Here is a 16,669-nt window from a genome sequence, read left to right as displayed (position 1 = left end):
TAGAAGCCAAACCCGTTTCGCCCACTTACAACGCGTGCAACTGCTCGACGGCGGCCGCACCGACAAACTCGTTATAGCCGGAAAGGATCACGTACACCGCGAAATAGCAGAAGATCGCCGCAGATGCCATGTAGGAGTACCGTAGCAGCTTGTCGCCGAGCAACTTGCCACCATGGCTCGCGGCAAAACACAGGCCGGCGGACCAGAGCAAACCGGCACAGAGAAAACCGCCGAGGAACAGCGCCGAACTGAGCGGCCCACCGCCACCGGAACGGGCGATCAGCGTACCGCCCACTGCAGCGAACCAGAGAATCGCGCTGGGCGAGGACATGGCGAGGAAGATCCCGCGAAAAAACTCTTTGCGATGGGAGTTCTGCCCCACCTCGACCGTTTCGGCCATCAACGCTTCATGGTGGATCGCCGAATAAATCATCTTCGCCGCGAAATACACCAGCAACGCCGAACCACCGATCCACAGCACCCAACGCACGGTTTCGTACTGCAGCAACACCGTCATGCCCGCCAGCGCCAGCACCGCGTAGATCAGGTCGCCGACGCAGGTCCCCAGGCCCAGTGCAAAGCCTTGAAAATAGCCGCGCTGCATCGCCAGGGTGATCATGGCGATATTGGCCACGCCAATGTCCAGGCACAGCGAAAGGCTCAGCAAAAAGCCACTGGTGAATTCCATCGTTCCAGTTCCTTCGGAAAAATTTGTTTACATGGAGGCTGGACATTCTGCCACAGCAGACCGTAAATTCCGCACCAGGTCACCGCAGTGACCAGCGTCGCTCGGACGGTTCCGGGCGCTTACGTTATCCGAGGCAACAATGGCCGAACAAGGTTCGCCGCGCCGCTTTGCGCGCATAGATCGACTCCCTCCTTACGTGTTCAACATCACCGCCGAGCTGAAGATGGCCGCCCGTCGCCGTGGCGAAGACATCATCGACTTGAGCATGGGCAACCCCGACGGCGCCACGCCGCCGCACATCGTCGAGAAACTGGTGACCGTCGCCCAGCGCGAAGACACCCATGGCTACTCGACGTCCAAGGGTATTCCTCGCCTGCGCCGGGCGATTTCCAACTGGTACAAGGATCGCTACGAGGTCGACATCGACCCGGAAACCGAAGCCATTGTCACCATCGGCTCCAAAGAAGGCCTGGCGCATTTGATGCTGGCGACCCTCGACCAGGGCGACACCGTGCTGGTGCCGAACCCCAGCTACCCGATTCACATCTACGGTGCCGTGATTGCCGGCGCCCAGGTGCGCTCAGTGCCGCTGGTGCCGGGCGTGGATTTCTTCGCCGAACTGGAACGGGCTATCCGGGGTTCGATTCCGAAGCCGAAAATGATGATCCTCGGCTTCCCGTCCAACCCCACCGCACAATGTGTGGAACTGGATTTCTTCGAACGGGTGATCGCACTCGCCAAGCAGTACGACGTGCTGGTGGTGCATGACCTGGCCTACGCCGACATCGTCTACGACGGCTGGAAAGCCCCCTCGATCATGCAGGTGCCGGGCGCCAAGGACATTGCGGTGGAGTTTTTCACCCTGTCCAAGAGCTACAACATGGCGGGCTGGCGCATCGGTTTCATGGTCGGCAACCCGGAACTGGTCAACGCCCTGGCGCGGATCAAGAGTTATCACGACTACGGCACCTTCACCCCACTGCAAGTCGCAGCGATTGCGGCGCTCGAAGGCGACCAGCAATGCGTGCTCGACATCGCCGAGCAATACCGCCAGCGCCGTAACGTGTTGGTCAAAGGCCTGCATGAGCTGGGCTGGATGGTCGAGAATCCAAAGGCGTCGATGTACGTCTGGGCCAAGATTCCCGAGGCTTATGCCCACCTGGGTTCACTGGAGTTCGCCAAGAAACTGCTGGCCGAAGCCAAGGTCTGTGTCTCGCCAGGCGTGGGTTTTGGTGAGTACGGGGATGATCACGTGCGCTTCGCGCTGATCGAAAACCAGGACCGGATCCGTCAGGCCGTGCGCGGGATTCGCGGGATGTTCCGGGCCGATGGGTTGATCGCCAAATCCAGCACCTGACAGAAAGCCCTGTAGGAGCGAGCCTGCTCGCGATGGCGGGTCAGTTAACGTGTATGCAGCTGACACACCTTCGAGAGCTCGCTCCCACAAATAAATCACCCAAAAAAAAACCGCATCGCTGCGGTTTTTTTGTGTCTGGCGTTTAGGTTAAACGAACAACGACAACAGCAGAATGAAGCCCAGGCCCACCACCGACAGGATGGTTTCCATTGCGGTCCAGGTCTTGAAGGTTTCTGCCACGGTCATGTTGAAGTACTGCTTCACCAGCCAGAAACCGGCGTCGTTGACGTGGGACAGGATCAACGAACCGGCACCGGTGGCCAACACCAACAGCTCACGGTTCACGCCCGGAATCATCCCCACCACCGGCACCACGATGCCCGCGCCAGTGATGGTCGCCACGGTCGCCGAACCAGTCGCGATGCGGATCACCGCTGCCACCAGCCACGCCAGCAGGATCGGCGAGATCTGTGCGTTCACCGCCATGTGGCCGATCACGTCACCCACACCGCTGGTCACCAGCATCTGCTTGAAGCCACCGCCGGCACCGATGATCAGAATGATCGCGGCGGTCGGCGCGAGGCTCGCGTCCAGCCATTTCATCATTTGGCTGGAACCGATGCCCTGCTTGTAGCCGAAGGTGTAAAGCGACAGCAGCAAGGCCAGCAGCAAGGCCGAGATCGGGTGACCGATCAGGTCCATGAAGGTGCGGAAGAAGTTGCCATCGGGCAGCACCACGTCGGCAAAGGTCTTGAGCAGCATCAGGTACACCGGCAGCAGCACGGTTACCAATGTGATGCCGAAGCTCGGCAGTTCAGCCGAATCGGTTTCGCGTGCCAGTTGATCCACCAGCTCCTGGTTCGGATGGCCAGGGATGTGCTTGGCAATGAACGTACCGTAGATCGGGCCGGCAATGATCGCGGTAGGCAGCGCCACGATCAGGCCATACAGAATGGTTTTACCGATGTCGGCGCCGAACACGCCAATCGCCAGCAGCGGACCCGGGTGCGGTGGCACCAGCCCGTGGACGGCGGACAGACCGGCCAGCAGCGGGATGCCGATCTTGATGATCGACACGCCGGTACGCCGGGCCACGATGAACACCAGCGGAATCAGCAACACGAAGCCGATTTCGAAGAACAGCGGGATGCCCACGAGGAACGCGGCGAACATCATTGCCCACTGCACTTTGTCCTTGCCGAAGGCGCGGATCAGGGTCTGGGCGATCTGGTCCGCCCCGCCCGACTCGGCCATCATTTTGCCGAGCATGGTGCCCAGCGCGAGGATGATCCCGACGAAACCGAGCACGCCACCGAAGCCGTCCTGGAACGCCTTGATGATGGTGCCGATCGGCATGCCGGAGGTCAGCCCGAGGAAGGCTGCGGCGATGATCAGGGCAAGAAAGGGATGCAGCTTGAACTGGGTGATCAGAACGATAAGCCCGATCACCGTGACCACTGCATCGAGCAGCAGGAACGTCTCGTGGGACATGCCAAACATTAGGGGTGTCTCCTGGTTGTTGTTGTTATTGAAGCGGGTAATTCGAAAGCCATAAGGACAGCGCTATCTCTAAAAGCAAAATTAGCCGGCACGCTTCAGGCCGTGCCCGAGCCACCAGCGGTGCGCCTGCACGGCCAACTCATCGACACTGTGGGTCGACGCATCGAGGGCCAGGGTCAAGGGCTCGCCGACGGGGGACTCGAGGGTGGCGAACTGGCTGTCGATCAAGGTCGACGGCATGAAGTGGCCCGGCCGGTGGGAGACACGGTCGGCAGCGACTTCCGGGGTCAGTTCAAGGAATACAAAACCCAGGCCCGGCAAGGCATTGCGCAGGCGTTCGCGGTAAATGTGCTTGAGCGCCGAGCATGTCAGCACCGGGCGCTGGCCCAGGGCGTCGACGCGACGCAACTCATCGCACAGACTGTCGAGCCAGCCGGCACGGTCTTCATCATTCAGGGGGATGCCCGCGCTCATCTTTTCGATATTGGCGGCAGGGTGAAAAGAGTCGCCTTCAATGGCAGTGGCGCCGCTGAGCTGGCACAGGGCTTCGCTGACGCAGGTCTTGCCGCAACCGGCAACGCCCATGATGACCAGGGCGGTGATGGGATGATTCATGTAACACCTCAGCGCGCAGACAGCGCTACCTTTGCCAGTTATGACACTAGACCAAAAGTAGAAGTTGCCGACGCCTTCTTGTCATTTTTGTGGGTTGCAGCATGTTCGTTCCCAACACCAAAAAGCGAGGATCAGGCAAACCCTCGCTCACGCATTTGCAGCTGCATCGAGACAGCGCTACCTTAGTGCCTTGAATTTTGTTTGGCAAGCCATCGATGACCTCAACCAAAAACGATAAAAACACACGAACCACTGGCCGCCCTACCCTCAACGAAGTTGCTCGCCTGGCGGGCGTCAGTCCGATTACCGCTTCGCGCGCCCTGCGCGGCGTCAGCACCGTGGCCGCCGAACTGGTGGAAAAAGTCCAGCAAGCGGCGCTTGAACTGAATTATGTGGTCAACCCCGCTGCCCGCGCCCTGGCCTCGGCCCAGAGCCATTCGGTGGTGGTGTTGGTGCCGTCGTTGTCCAACCTGCTGTTCATCGACACCCTGGAAGCCATTCATCGGGTGTTGCGCCCCAAGGGCTTCGAAGTGCTGATCGGCAACTTCCACTATTCCCGCGACGAAGAAGAAAACCTGCTGCGCAACTACATGGCCTACCAGCCGCGCGGCTTGCTGCTGACCGGTTTCGACCGCACTGAAAGTTCGCGGCGGATGATCGAAGCGAGCAACATTCCCTGCGTCTACATGATGGAGCTCGACAGCGCCGCCGGAGTCAATTGCGTAGGCTTTTCACAACTGGCTGCCGGCGAAACGGCGGCCGAACACCTGCTGTCCCGCGGGCGCAAGCGCCTGGCCTACATCGGTGCGCAACTCGACCAGCGCACGCTGCTGCGCGGCGAAGGTTTCCGCAAGGCCCTGCAAAAGGCCGGTTTGTATGACCCGGCCCTGGAAGTGCTGACGCCACGCGCCTCCTCGGTCGGCCTGGGCGGCGAACTGTTCCTGCAACTGCTCGCCAGTCACCCCGATGTCGATGCGATTTTCTTCGGCAACGACGACCTGGCCCAGGGTGCATTGCTCGAAGCCATGCGCTGCGGGATCAAGATTCCCGAGCAGGTGGCGATTCTCGGCTTCAACGACCTGCCCATGTCGGAACACATGGTCCCGCGCCTGAGCAGCATCAACACCCCGCGCGAGGCAATCGGTCGTCGTGCGGCAGAGCAGATGCTGACGTTGATGGCCGGCAACACCGTGGCCAAACCGGTGCAGGACATGGGATTTGAGTTGAAGGTGCGCGAGAGTACTTAATATTCCCTACGGGGACACGGATCAAAAATTCGCCGTGTCCGCCATTTCAGAATCAGTCCCGGTTCGAACTGGCAGGAGTAAGAATCACCCACTATCCAGATTGACCATTGCGCCGTCCCCGATACTCATACTGTTCGAAGAACAAGATGCAGAACATTGGGGTATGCAAGGCGACACTCCGGCTGCAGTATGGATTTTGGTTATCCGGTTAATGTATGACTCCCTTCAAAAAACCAGAGAATCATGGCAGCCAACCCAGAAAGACGAACCACCCATAATTAATCGGAGCTAAAAAGACGAACGTGATGAATGCAAGCGCCAGACTCAATCGCAACGCTGCCACGAAAGGAATTCTTCCCATTTCGATAGCGAGAACAATCGGCGAAGCCTGGTAAGGCAAGAGCGGCGTAGAAAAGCCGATCACTTGCATCATTAGAACACTCAGTAATGGCAAACCAGACGCGGTAGCCATCGACTGTGCCAAGGGCGTAAACAACGCTGGCACCCCATTCGCTGTCACCACAAAATTGAGCAGTGTGGATAAACCTACGATTGAGGCATAGCTGTGGAATGGTGAGGTCGGGTCCAAAGGTGCAAGGGCGAGTACTTCCTTGCCTATTAATGCACCGAGTCCGGTATGCCCAACAAGTGCGGCGAGTCCGAGGATTGCCGCGACATAGATAGCGGTCCGATAATTGACCTCCTGACCAAATTCCTCACTGGATACGAATCCCACCCGTGGCAGGAGGCATAGGCAAGCGGCTACGAGACCAACCCATGCCGGAGAAATACCGTGCAAAGAGTCGGTAAGCCAGAGTCCGAGCGTTGTCAAAAGAAGAAGTCCCAACCTCTTTTCCTCAGGACTCCAAGGGCGAGAAGGTTCCAACGCTATGCTTTTTTTCACTTTATCTGGAAACAACCAGACGACACATGCACAGAGTGCAAGCCCCTTCATAAAGCCAAGTACCGGCGCGTGCAATATCAGATAAGGCAAATAAGATAGTTGCAGGCCGTACGTGGTATCGATCGCCCCCGCCATGACAAGATTTGGAACATTCGCAGGCAGAATGGACGCCGAAAGCTGAAAGGTTCCAAAGCCGACAGCGAGTGAGAGACCTATACGTCCTGGACTCTTATCCCCGAACCCCACTCGGTCCGCAAGCGCCAGGACAATCGGCATCAGAAGTGCAATACGCCCCATGTTGGAAGGCATAACAAAGGCAAGCATGTACGTGAGGCCAACAATACCAAAGACCATTTGCGCATACGATCTGGAAAGATAAGCCGCGAGCCCCCCCGCACATCGAGAGGCCAAACCCGTCTTGCGAATGGCAATTCCAATGACATAGCCACTGATAACGAGCCAGAACGCGGCGGAGGTAAACCCGGAGAAGACCAACGAGGCGGGAGCCACATGGAGAATCATCGCGAACGCAAAGAACAAAAGTGCAGTCAGGTATTCTGGAAGCCCGCGTGTTGCCCATAGTGTGATTGTCACAGCCACCAAACCGGCCACTGCAATCAGTTGCATATCCATGTTGCCTTCCTTTATTTCGCAGACTTGGTTTACTTCTTGACCTACTAAGACCCTGCCGCCTGACTTTATCCCGACCGAATCACTGACGGCATCTTTAATTCAAAAGAAGCATGGCGCCACACGAACGATATGTCTAATATTTAAAAAATATCAAATTAGTATTTTTGGAGTCCTAATTGGAACTCAGACATCTACGATACTTCGTCGTCACAGCCCAAGCCGAGAATTTCACGCGAGCAGCCGAACAACTTGGAATTGCCCAACCCCCGCTTGGGCAGCAGATACGTGATTTGGAAGATGAAATAGGTACGCCGCTTTTTCACCGTGTAGGACGCGGCGTCATACTCAGTGACGCAGGTAAGGCATTTCTGATATCGGCACACGATATTCTTGCGCGTGCCGAGGACGCTCAAAAAAATGCGCGCCGTGTTGCGCGAGGTGAGGTTGGCTCATTGAAGCTGGGCTTCACCGAATCCGCCTCATTTAACGATACCGTTACAGGCTTGATCAGGCGTTACCAGCAACAGCACCCCAAGGTGGAGGTAAACCTGGAAGAAAACGATAGCGAATCGCTCATTTCCAGGCTCGGTCATGGCGACATTGACGCAGCCTTTGTCAGGCCGCCCTTTGCTATGGGCGGCGACATTGACTTCATCACCTTATCCGAAGAACCACTTATTGTTGTCCTGCCTGATGGACACTCATTAATGTCACGCAAGGAGCTGTCGCTTGCTGATTTACGGCAGGAGAATTTCATCCTCTATTCGCGCAAATCCGGTTATGGGCTAAGTGCAGATATCGTGGCCGCCTGCCGTCAATTTGGATTCAATCCGACCATCCGCCAGCAGGCCCCCCAACTATCGTCCGCTGTAAACCTGGTATCTGCGGGAATGGGTATTGCGGTAGTACCCGAATCAATGCAGCGAATTGATCGCGATGGCCTGCACTACAGAGCGCTTCGGCTTGATTGGCCCAAGGCTGTACTTGGACTGGCCACGCGAAAAGCAAATCGGTCTGCAGTCGTCGACGATCTGATTACTTCGGCAAGAATCGAAACTTCGTAAATAGATCTTCCGATACAAACCATGCTATTCCGAGCTGCAACTACCTGCCCCATATCAGTAACGCGTCTGAAGTATCCAGGCGGCGAAAACCAGTCCCTGAATCGGCAGCGAAACAACACGACAAAATTCTGATGGCATAAGTCAGCGGATTCCGGTTTAGCCGTAGACAAACTGCAAGAAACCATCGCTTGCGAAGGTCTGCCGACCTCCTCTTCACAAGAGCGTTTCCACCCGGCATTCCGGTGCAGTTCATCTGAATGTCGAAGCGACTTATACCCGCCCTGCCGGCCCAGTCTTGAGCCGACTTGATGTCACTCGTGGACAGGCACACTATTAGTTTCCCGAAGCCATGATTCGCTAACGGAGCAGCAACATGGAACATGCACTGAAGATCCTCGGTAAAGCCTCGTCGATCAACGTCCGCAAGGTCTTGTGGACGTGCGAGGAACTGGGTCTGTCCTACGAGCGTGAGGATTGGGGCAGCGGTTTTGCCTCGACCCACAGCCCTGAGTTTCTGCGGCTCAATCCCAATGCAAAGGTGCCGGTGATCATCGATGAGAACGGGGCGCTGTGGGAATCCAACACCATCTGCCGCTACCTGGCCGGCAAACACCACCATCACCATGCCGAGCTGCTGCCCACCGAACCGGCCGCGCGGGCCCGGGTGGAACAGTGGATGGATTGGCAGGCGATTGAGCTCAATCCGTCCTGGAGCCATGCATTCATGGCGTTGGTGCGCAAGGACCCGGAATTCCAGGACCCGCATCGACTGGACGTCAGTGTGCGCGACTGGAACCAGAAGATGGGCATCCTCGAACATCAGCTGGCAACCACCCAGGCTTATGTGGCCGGGCCCACATTCACCTTGGCCGATATCGTCATCGGGCTGTCGGTCAATCGCTGGTTGATGACACCGATCGAGCGCCCCGATTACCCGGCCATCGATGAGTATTTCAGGCGTTTGGCGCAGCACCCCGGTTTTCTCAAGCATTGCTGCAACGGCTTGCCTTGAGCACTCCGTGTGCCAGTGTGCATCGGTGTCGGCACGGCGGTCGAACCCTGCCGCCTGACGGCAAGGCTTGACCGCAAACGTCCGATATTCGCCGGACAAAACAAATTAAGCATTTGATATTTAAGATATTTATCTTATAGGCATATTAATTGCTCAACACACTGCACCGCCAATACCTACAAGGTCTATTTATCATGCTGGTCAGTGCAAAATTAAACCAGGTGACGCCACTGCCCAAACGGCCCGGTGAAAATCCAAACGCCGACGCCGCTGCCGGGCTTCAGAGCGGCCTTCAAGGCGCCATGATGCAAGCGCTGCAAAACAATGTGCAGACGCAAACCGCGCAAGCCAGCGAGCAGGTACAGGCATCCGCCACACAACTCGCCACGCAACAGGTCAGCCAGGCCAGTAAAATCAGTGACAACGTTGATGAAGCGTTCGCCAAGACCCGCGTGAATCTGCAGGCGACGACGGCAAGCGTACCGGCGGACACCCAGAGCAAGGTCGGCAGCGGCTCGGCCACCGACGAATTCAAGGACTATATGAGCAAAACGCCTGAACAGCGTTTGCGCGACAGCATTCTGAAAGAGATGGGCCTGACGGAAGACCAGGTAAAAGCCATGCCTCCTGAGCAACAGTTGGCGATTGGCAAAGAAATCGCCGAGCGCATGCAGGACAAAGTGAAACTGGCGCAGGCCGAGAAAGACAACGGCAGCAGCGGTAAAGGCAGCAGTCAGGTGGTCGACAAGTTCCTTGCTTCGCTTTAATGGCGCCGGAATAAAAAGGGGCCCTCTTACCGGGCCCCTTTGCATTTGGCCGCAATCAATTCAACTGCAAGGTCGAATTGAACTGGCTGATGGCGTCCACCACGTGCCGCGAGCCCTGTTGAATCTCCAGAATCACCTCCCCCGCCTCATTCGCCAGCTCTACCCCAAGCCCGGTTCGACTCAAGCTCGACTGCATGCTCGACACAGCACTGACTGACAAATCGTGGTTCTTGCGCACCACTTCGACAATTTCCACCGTTGCCTGGCTGGTGCGTGCGGCCAGGCTGCGCACTTCATCGGCCACCACCGCGAAGCCACGTCCATGCTCGCCGGCGCGGGCGGCTTCGATGGCGGCATTGAGAGCCAGCAGGTTGGTCTGATCGGCAATGCCGCGAATGGTCTGAACAATGGTGCCGATGATGTCGGACTGTTTGCTGACGGCCTCGATGCTCACCGCTGCTTCGTTCAAGTCGCGGGAAATGTCCTGGATGATCTGCACTGTTTGCTGCACCACTTCGGACCCTTTGCGCGCGCAGGCATCGTTTTGTACCGAGGTGCTGTGGGCCGATTCCGCGGCCGTTTGCAGGGTAGTGACCTGCTCGGTGATGTTGCTGGCGAACTTCACCACTTTGTACAGCCGGCCCTTGGTGTCGAACAGCGGGTTGTAGGACGCTTCCAGATAAACCATGTGGCCGAACTTGTCCTTGCGTTCGAATCGGTGCGAGTGATATTCGCCGCGATTGAGTGAGGCCCAGAACGCTCTGTAGTTGGGCGATTCACTTTCGCTGCGGTGGCAAAACAAACTGTGATGCTGGCCGACGATTTCATTGAGCGAGTAGTGCATGGTCTTCAAGAAGTTGTCGTTGGCCGTGATCACCTTGCCTTCGGGGGTGAATTCGATCACCGCCATGGAGCGCCCGATCGCGGCGAGCATGCTCTCGTCTTCGTGCTCTTTGTAAACCCTCGCCGAAATGTCGCTGGCGATTTTGATCACACTGCTCACTTGCCGATCAGGACCGTAGACCGGCATGTAGCTGGCTTCGAGCCAGATCTCCTTGCCGCTCTTGTTCAAGCGTGAAAAGGTGCCACTGACGGGCTCGCCACGGGCCAGGTCGCGCCACAACTTGGCGTACTCTTCGCTGCGGTAAAACGCCTCTTCGCAAAATATCCGGTGGTGCTTGCCGCGTACTTCTTCGACGCTGTAACCCATGGCGCTGCAAAAGTTGTCGTTGGCATCGAGCACAATGCCGTCCGGGGTAAATTCAATCATCGCCATCGAACGGCTGATGGCGGCCAACTTGGCATTGACCTCGCTCAGCGCACAGCTGAAACGTTCGATTTCCTGCAGGTCAGCCTTGTGATGTAGGTTGAACATGTTCGTACCACCTTGAGCGCGGTCTTTTGATTAATGAAAGCTGCTGATCTTTCAAATCCACCACTACGTTCCACAGAACAGGTACACGCGCCCCTCCACGGGAAGGACTTGTCAGGTGATAAATGATGTTTAATCGGAGGGTCCCTTTAGTGACACTCTTATCAAGACATCCTTCTCTTGATCGCCCGGATTCGGGCCAGCCCTAACCTACTCAAAAGCAAACTCCCTTTACCCGATTACTCCATTTTGCCAAGCCTGGGTGCCTTGGAATGCGCACTCTCACGGTTGAACGCCGGTCACCCGGAAGCCACCGACATGGTTAGTTACAGATGAGCATAGACAGCCGTCATGGCTAAGCAAGGCCACTAGTCGGCCAGCACTGAGGACAAAATCGGTTCAGCCTTGGTGTGACTGAGAAGGCATCCCAAACAGGGATCGGTGGGCAGCATCGGAGTCATGAGGCATGGCGTTGCCCGGATCGGGATCATTTCCCTTCTGTGCAACGACGCCGGGGTTTCTTGCAGATTTTTTCTTCACTGGACGAACAGCGGGAGCCCTTGGACCGGGCTCCCTGATCACGGGATCAATGACCGAAAATATCGACTTTCTTGGCCTTCTTGTCCGCACGCTTCTCGATGGCGGTTTTTGCCGGTTTTTTCTTCGCTGCTTTCTTTGAATCCATACCTTTGGACATGATGCGTACTCCACTCACACGGGATGTGAGATCAGGTATACACCTATCCTTGGGGTCGCGTTGTTTTATAATCGCCCGCTTTGCACACCGACAGTCCGGTCCCATGCCCAGCACTCAGTACACCCGGCTCGATGAGCCTTTATGGCCATTGATGAACAAGTTTTATCGCGCCCACCAATCGTCGATGAAGGCAGTCCGCGACGCGCAATTGTGGGTCGCCCGGCGTGACGAAATCGTCGGGGCATTGTGCTTGCGGCCGGTGTCCGGCGGGCATTGGCTGACGGGGTTGTTTGTCGATCCGGCCTGTCGCGAGCAAGGCATCGCTGCTGCGTTGATCGCTGCCGCGGTGAAGGACGCCGAAAGCCCGGTCTGGTTGTTCTGCCACCCGGACTTGCGCGGGTTTTACGAGCGGCGCGGCTTTGCCTTCGATCCACCGATGCCCTATGCCATGACAGAGCGCCTGAGCCGTTACGCGCGCAGCAAACCGATGATCGCCATGGGCCTGGAACCGCTGCTCAGGGCCACAGGGTAACCGGTGAGTCGGCGTGAGTGACGATAGCGTCGAGATCACCTGTGGGAGCATGTTCGCGCCCACAGTGGTCTTGTTGAGGATTCAATCGTCGGCGTTCGGATCAAGGTCCGGAAACATCACCTCGGTAAAACCGAACTTGCTGAAATCGCTGATGCGCGACGGGTATAACCGGCCGATCAGGTGATCACACTCATGCTGCACCACACGCGCATGAAAACCCGAGGCGATGCGCACGACGGGCTCGCCCTTGGGATCGAAGCCTTCATAGCGGATGTGTTGATAACGATCCACGGCGCCGCGCAAACCGGGCACCGACAGGCAGCCTTCGAAACCTTCTTCCAGCGTCGGACTCAGCGGCGTGATCAAGGGATTGATCAGGATCGTCTGCGGCACGGCTTCGGCTTCCGGATAACGCTCGCTGTGCTCGAAGCCGAAGATCACCAGTTGCAGGTCGACGCCGATTTGCGGCGCGGCGAGGCCAACACCGCCCACGCTTTCCATGGTCTGGAACATGTCGTCGATCAATTGCCACAGTTGCGGGCTGTCGAACATCTCGGCCGGCACCGGCGGGGCAATGCGCAGCAGGCGTTCATCGCCCATTTTCAGAATTTCACGGATCATGGTCAGGCTTCGTCAGTGGTCGGTTTGAGCGAGTGGTCCCGGCCCAGTCCCGACACATGGTGTTTGGGTTCGATGCCCGGGCTGTGTTCGCCGGGGACTTTTTCGCCCGGGTCCTTGCCTTCCTTGGACATGTGCTCGATCACCGCATTCATCTCGGCACCGAGCAACAGCACCGCAGAAGAAATATAGAAATACAGCAACAGCACGATGATCGCGCCGATACTGCCATACATGGCGTTGTAGTTGGCGAACTCCTTGACGTAGAAACCGAAGCCCAGGGACGCGATGATCCACACCACCACGGCCAGTACCGAGCCGGGGGTGATGAAGCGGAACTCCTGTTTGACGTCGGGCATCACGTAGTAGATCAGCGCCACGGCAACCATCAACAGAATCACGATCACCGGCCAGCGGGCGATGGTCCAGAGCGTGACAATGAAATATTCGAGGCCGACTTGCGCCGCGATCCAGCTCATCACTTGCGGCCCGAGGACCATCAATGCGGCGGCGATCAACAGCATGCCGGCGACGCCGACGGTGTAGATGATCGACAGCGGAAAACGCTTCCACGCCGGTCGGCCTTCGACCACATCGTAGGCGGCGTTCATCGCACTCATCATCAGCCGCACGCCGGCAGAGGCCGTCCACAGGGCGATCACGATACCCACTGAAAGCAGCCCACCCTTGGACTGCTGGAGCTGGTCGATCACCGGGTTCACCTGCTCCAGGGCCTGGGGCGGCAGTACCAGTTCAGATTGCAGGCGCAGCCAGGAGAAGAAGTCCGGCAGGTGCAGGAAGCCGATCAGGGCGATCAGGAACAGAATGAACGGAAACAGCGAAAACAGCATTTGATAGGCCAGCGCCGAGGCATAGGTCGACATCTCGTCGTCGATGAACTCGGTGACCGTGCGCACCATCACACGGTGCAAGGGCAGACCTTTCATGTCCGGGAAAATCATTAGCGTCTCCTTTCGCCGCAAACAAAATGGTGGGTTAAGTCGTGGCGACTCAAGGGCCGTTTACTACTTCAAAATACTCTAGCTGGCGACTTTGAAACAATTTCAGCCCTCAAGTTCAGGCTGACACAAAAACGGCCATCCGCGGATGGCCGTTTCTTACCTTTATTAAAGGCTGGGTTATGCCTTGTCGATGCCTTTCTTCAACGCATCCTTGGCTTTGCCAACGGCTTGCTGGGCTTCGCCTTTCTTTTCCTGCATCACGCCTTCGGCGCGCATTTTGTCGTTACCGGTGACTTTGCCCACGCCCTGCTTGACGTTACCGGCCGCTTCGTTGGCCATGCCTTTTACTTTATCGCCAGTGCTGCTCATGGTGTTTCTCCTGTGAACATCTCGATGAAAAAGGTCGTTACACAAGGTTGACCGGAGGCGTTTGCACGGAGTTTCATTTATTTTCAGCCCGACACTTCATCGTTCAGTGCAGGTTGGGCTTTATGTTTGCCCGGCAACCCCCGAGAATACGCGACGTATTCAGGCCATGGCGCTGAAGATCCAATCCCGTAGGAATGTTATGAAACTCGATAAAAAGCAGGCCATTGCCCGCAGAAACCAGGAACTTGGCGGTGCTGTGCTTGGCGTCAACAACTGCCACTTCACCGAATTGAACCGCAACCGCAACATCTGGTGGTTCGATATTCCGGTCGCGCGTCTGGCCATTGGTCAGTACGAGTGGATTCACCTGCTGATGCACACCCCGGAAACCGACGAACTGTTGCACCTGAAAGTGCCGACGGTGTTCCTTCGCGAGAAACTCGAAGGGCTGGTGGTGCGCAACCAGGGCAAGCGCAAGGCCGCATTGAGCCTGGAACTGAGCGCCGACAAGGACTCGTACCTGCAGGACATGCGCCCGGCGGGCACCAACGTCAATTTCGCGCCGTTCCGCCAATAACCCTCACCACAAGAGCACTAACAAAAAGCCCCGCGTCTGCGGGGCTTCTTGATTAAGCGGCGTTCTTCGCCTTGATCTTCTTCAACTCTTCATCACGCAACTCGCGACGCAGGATCTTGCCAACGTTGGTGGTCGGCAATGCATCGCGGAACTCCACGGAGCGCGGCACCTTGTAGCCGGTGACGTTGGCGCGCATGTGCTCCATCACCTGCTCCTTGGTCAGCGTCACGCCTGGCTTGGCGACGATGAAGATCTTGATCGCCTCCCCCGATTTCTCGTCTGGAATGCCGATGGCCGCGCATTGCAACACGCCCGGCAAGGTTGCCAGTACATCTTCGAGTTCATTCGGGTAAACGTTGAAACCGGACACCAGGATCATGTCTTTCTTGCGATCGACAATGCGCATGTAGCCATCCGGCTGGATCAGCGCAATGTCCCCGGTCTTCAACCAGCCTTCGCTGTCGAGGATTTCATCGGTCGCGTCCTGACGCTGCCAGTAGCCCTTCATGACCTGCGGACCTTTCACGCACAGTTCGCCGATTTCGCCCATTGGCTGTTCAACACCGGCATCGTCGATGACTTTGCACAGGGTCGAGGGCACCGGAATGCCGATGGTGCCGATCTGAATGTTCTGGATCGGGTTGACTGTCGCCACCGGGCTGGTTTCGGTCATGCCGTAGCCTTCGCAGATGGCGCAACCGGTGACGGCTTTCCAGCGCTCGGCCGCCGCCAGTTGCAGGGCCATACCGCCGGACAAGGTCACTTTCAGCGCCGAGAAGTCCAGCTTGCGGAAGCCTTCGTTATTGCACAGGGCCACGAACAGGGTGTTGAGGCCGACGAAACCGCTGAACTTCCACTTCGACAGTTCCTTGACCATCGCCGGCAAGTCGCGCGGGTTGCTGATCAGGATGTTGTGGTTGCCGATCAGCATCATCGCCATGCAGTGAAAGGTGAAGGCATAGATGTGGTACAGCGGCAGCGGCGTGATCAGGATCTCGCAACCTTCATTGAGGTTGGAGCCCATGAGCGCCTTGCACTGCAGCATGTTCGCCACCAGGTTGCGGTGGGTCAGCATGGCGCCCTTGGCCACGCCGGTGGTACCGCCGGTGTATTGCAGCACCGCCACGTCGCTGCTGGCCGGGCTGGCTTCCGCCACTGGCTGGCCATGCCCCTTGCTCAACACATCATTGAACTTGACGGCTTTTGGCAGGTGGTACGCCGGGACCATCTTCTTCACATATTTGATGACGCTATTGATCAGCAGGCGCTTGAGCGGTGGCAGCAGGTCGGCCACTTCGGTGACGATCACGTGCTTGACGCCGGTTTTCGGCACGACGGTCTCGGCCAGGTGCGCCATGTTGGCCAGGCACACCAGGGCCTTGGCACCGGAATCGTTGAACTGGTGTTCCATTTCCCGCGCGGTGTACAGCGGGTTGGTATTGACCACGATCAAGCCCGCGCGGATGGCACCAAAGACGGCAACCGGGTATTGCAGCACGTTGGGCAGTTGCACGGCGATTCGATCGCCCGGCTGCAAATCGGTATGCTGTTGCAGGTAAGCCGCAAAGGCACCGGACAATTCGTACAGTTCACCGTAGGTGATTGTCTTGCCCAGGTTGCTGAACGCCTGCTTGTTGGCGAAGCGTTGGCAGGATTGCTTCAACACTGCCTGAATATTCGGGTACTCGTCTGGATTGATGTCGGCAGCAATTCCAGCTGGGTACTTATCCTTCCAAAAGTCTTCGTTCATGGAAG

15 protein-coding genes and 2 pseudogenes are annotated in these 16,669 nt (G+C 57.4%); 7 read left to right on the top strand and 10 right to left on the bottom strand.

Going from position 1 to position 16,669, the window contains the following annotated elements; all coding sequences use genetic code 11:
* Window positions 1-25: 25 nt before the first annotated feature.
* On the bottom strand, window positions 26-688 hold the full coding sequence (locus ACX3YD_RS05735) for a LysE family translocator (RefSeq protein WP_090464530.1): 663 nt from the start codon (window positions 686-688) through the stop codon (window positions 26-28).
* A 139-nt stretch (window positions 689-827) separates the two neighbouring features.
* On the opposite strand from ACX3YD_RS05735, the gene alaC reads away from it, so the two are divergent.
* A complete protein-coding gene (alaC, locus tag ACX3YD_RS05730; protein ID WP_103406541.1) occupies window positions 828-2,045 on the top strand; it encodes an alanine transaminase in 1,218 nt (405 codons plus the stop codon).
* Window positions 2,046-2,192: 147 nt separating this feature from the next.
* On the opposite strand, the gene ACX3YD_RS05725 is transcribed toward alaC, so the two are convergent.
* Together ACX3YD_RS05725 and ACX3YD_RS05720 are read right to left on the bottom strand one after the other, a co-directional pair.
* A complete protein-coding gene (locus ACX3YD_RS05725) occupies window positions 2,193-3,545 on the bottom strand; it encodes a GntP family permease (protein ID WP_458959445.1) in 1,353 nt (450 codons plus the stop codon).
* Window positions 3,546-3,626: 81 nt separating this feature from the next.
* On the bottom strand, window positions 3,627-4,160 hold the full coding sequence (locus tag ACX3YD_RS05720; protein ID WP_458959444.1) for a gluconokinase: 534 nt from the start codon (window positions 4,158-4,160) through the stop codon (window positions 3,627-3,629).
* A gap of 215 nt (window positions 4,161-4,375) precedes the next feature.
* Here ACX3YD_RS05720 and gntR point away from each other — a divergent pair, with 215 nt between their 5' ends.
* A complete protein-coding gene (gene gntR / locus ACX3YD_RS05715) occupies window positions 4,376-5,407 on the top strand; it encodes an HTH-type transcriptional regulator GntR (RefSeq protein ID WP_458959443.1) in 1,032 nt (343 codons plus the stop codon).
* A 241-nt stretch (window positions 5,408-5,648) separates the two neighbouring features.
* On the opposite strand, the gene ACX3YD_RS05710 is transcribed toward gntR, so the two are convergent.
* Complete coding sequence (locus tag ACX3YD_RS05710) at window positions 5,649-6,944, bottom strand: SLC13 family permease (RefSeq protein WP_458959442.1); 1,296 nt, start codon at window positions 6,942-6,944, stop codon at window positions 5,649-5,651.
* Between the two features lie 176 nt (window positions 6,945-7,120).
* Between ACX3YD_RS05710 and ACX3YD_RS05705 the strand changes: the two genes are divergently transcribed.
* The 3 genes from ACX3YD_RS05705 to ACX3YD_RS05695 all read left to right on the top strand — a co-directional run bounded on the left by ACX3YD_RS05705 (window position 7,121) and on the right by ACX3YD_RS05695 (window position 9,787).
* Window positions 7,121-8,008 (top strand): LysR family transcriptional regulator, encoded by an 888-nt coding sequence (locus tag ACX3YD_RS05705; RefSeq protein WP_103406538.1) that lies wholly within the window; start codon window positions 7,121-7,123, stop codon window positions 8,006-8,008.
* Window positions 8,009-8,381: 373 nt separating this feature from the next.
* Entirely contained in the window at window positions 8,382-9,020 is a 639-nt protein-coding gene (locus ACX3YD_RS05700; RefSeq protein ID WP_458959441.1) for a glutathione S-transferase family protein, read from the top strand.
* 194 nt (window positions 9,021-9,214) lie between these two features.
* Window positions 9,215-9,787, top strand: a complete 573-nt coding sequence (locus tag ACX3YD_RS05695; protein ID WP_458959440.1) for a hypothetical protein — start codon at window positions 9,215-9,217, stop codon at window positions 9,785-9,787.
* A gap of 55 nt (window positions 9,788-9,842) precedes the next feature.
* Here the strand turns inward: ACX3YD_RS05695 and ACX3YD_RS05690 are convergent.
* Window positions 9,843-10,256, bottom strand: a pseudogene (locus tag ACX3YD_RS05690) (methyl-accepting chemotaxis protein); the annotation flags it as partial.
* Window positions 10,257-10,385: 129 nt separating this feature from the next.
* Window positions 10,386-11,162 (bottom strand): annotated as a pseudogene (locus tag ACX3YD_RS05685) (PAS domain-containing protein); the annotation flags it as partial.
* Window positions 11,163-11,959: 797 nt separating this feature from the next.
* Here ACX3YD_RS05685 and ACX3YD_RS05680 point away from each other — a divergent pair.
* Entirely contained in the window at window positions 11,960-12,388 is a 429-nt protein-coding gene (locus ACX3YD_RS05680; RefSeq protein ID WP_458959439.1) for a GNAT family N-acetyltransferase, read from the top strand.
* An 81-nt stretch (window positions 12,389-12,469) separates the two neighbouring features.
* Here ACX3YD_RS05680 and def read toward each other — a convergent pair whose 3' ends face one another.
* The 3 genes from def to ACX3YD_RS05665 all read right to left on the bottom strand — a co-directional run bounded on the left by def (window position 12,470) and on the right by ACX3YD_RS05665 (window position 14,337).
* On the bottom strand, window positions 12,470-13,009 hold the full coding sequence (def, locus tag ACX3YD_RS05675) for a peptide deformylase (protein ID WP_103406533.1): 540 nt from the start codon (window positions 13,007-13,009) through the stop codon (window positions 12,470-12,472).
* Window positions 13,010-13,011: 2 nt separating this feature from the next.
* Entirely contained in the window at window positions 13,012-13,968 is a 957-nt protein-coding gene (locus ACX3YD_RS05670; protein WP_458959438.1) for a YihY/virulence factor BrkB family protein, read from the bottom strand.
* A 177-nt stretch (window positions 13,969-14,145) separates the two neighbouring features.
* Window positions 14,146-14,337 carry a CsbD family protein gene (locus ACX3YD_RS05665; RefSeq protein WP_090324694.1) on the bottom strand — a complete coding sequence of 64 codons (192 nt, stop codon included), beginning with the start codon at window positions 14,335-14,337 and terminating at the stop codon, window positions 14,146-14,148.
* A gap of 199 nt (window positions 14,338-14,536) precedes the next feature.
* On the opposite strand from ACX3YD_RS05665, the gene ACX3YD_RS05660 reads away from it, so the two are divergent.
* Window positions 14,537-14,914, top strand: a complete 378-nt coding sequence (locus tag ACX3YD_RS05660; protein WP_090324700.1) for a hypothetical protein — start codon at window positions 14,537-14,539, stop codon at window positions 14,912-14,914.
* A 52-nt stretch (window positions 14,915-14,966) separates the two neighbouring features.
* On the opposite strand, the gene fadD1 is transcribed toward ACX3YD_RS05660, so the two are convergent.
* Window positions 14,967-16,664: a long-chain-fatty-acid--CoA ligase FadD1 gene (gene fadD1 / locus ACX3YD_RS05655; protein WP_458959437.1), complete on the bottom strand. Its 1,698-nt coding sequence runs from the start codon at window positions 16,662-16,664 to the stop codon at window positions 14,967-14,969.
* Between the last annotated feature and the right edge of the window lie 5 nt (window positions 16,665-16,669).

It is taken from the genome of Pseudomonas fluorescens group sp. PF-1 (assembly GCF_054481335.1).
Note: the sequence above shows the minus strand (reverse complement) of the source record. Positions and strands in the feature narration are given on the sequence as shown.

Bases quoted from the DNA above. Each gene is read 5' to 3' on its own strand.
- ACX3YD_RS05665 (WP_090324694.1), bottom strand. From the start codon at position 14,337: ATGAGCAGCACTGGCGATAAAGTAAAAGGCATGGCCAACGAAGCGGCC.
- ACX3YD_RS05720 (WP_458959444.1), bottom strand. From the start codon at position 4,160: ATGAATCATCCCATCACCGCCCTGGTCATCATGGGCGTTGCCGGTTGC.
- ACX3YD_RS05700 (WP_458959441.1), top strand. From the start codon at position 8,382: ATGGAACATGCACTGAAGATCCTCGGTAAAGCCTCGTCGATCAACGTC.
- gntR (WP_458959443.1), top strand. From the start codon at position 4,376: ATGACCTCAACCAAAAACGATAAAAACACACGAACCACTGGCCGCCCT.
- ACX3YD_RS05695 (WP_458959440.1), top strand. From the start codon at position 9,215: ATGCTGGTCAGTGCAAAATTAAACCAGGTGACGCCACTGCCCAAACGG.
- def (WP_103406533.1), bottom strand. From the start codon at position 13,009: ATGATCCGTGAAATTCTGAAAATGGGCGATGAACGCCTGCTGCGCATT.
- ACX3YD_RS05735 (WP_090464530.1), bottom strand. From the start codon at position 688: ATGGAATTCACCAGTGGCTTTTTGCTGAGCCTTTCGCTGTGCCTGGAC.
- ACX3YD_RS05725 (WP_458959445.1), bottom strand. From the start codon at position 3,545: ATGTTTGGCATGTCCCACGAGACGTTCCTGCTGCTCGATGCAGTGGTC.
- ACX3YD_RS05670 (WP_458959438.1), bottom strand. From the start codon at position 13,968: ATGATTTTCCCGGACATGAAAGGTCTGCCCTTGCACCGTGTGATGGTG.
- alaC (WP_103406541.1), top strand. From the start codon at position 828: ATGGCCGAACAAGGTTCGCCGCGCCGCTTTGCGCGCATAGATCGACTC.
- ACX3YD_RS05710 (WP_458959442.1), bottom strand. From the start codon at position 6,944: ATGGATATGCAACTGATTGCAGTGGCCGGTTTGGTGGCTGTGACAATC.
- ACX3YD_RS05660 (WP_090324700.1), top strand. From the start codon at position 14,537: ATGAAACTCGATAAAAAGCAGGCCATTGCCCGCAGAAACCAGGAACTT.
- fadD1 (WP_458959437.1), bottom strand. From the start codon at position 16,664: ATGAACGAAGACTTTTGGAAGGATAAGTACCCAGCTGGAATTGCTGCC.
- ACX3YD_RS05680 (WP_458959439.1), top strand. From the start codon at position 11,960: ATGCCCAGCACTCAGTACACCCGGCTCGATGAGCCTTTATGGCCATTG.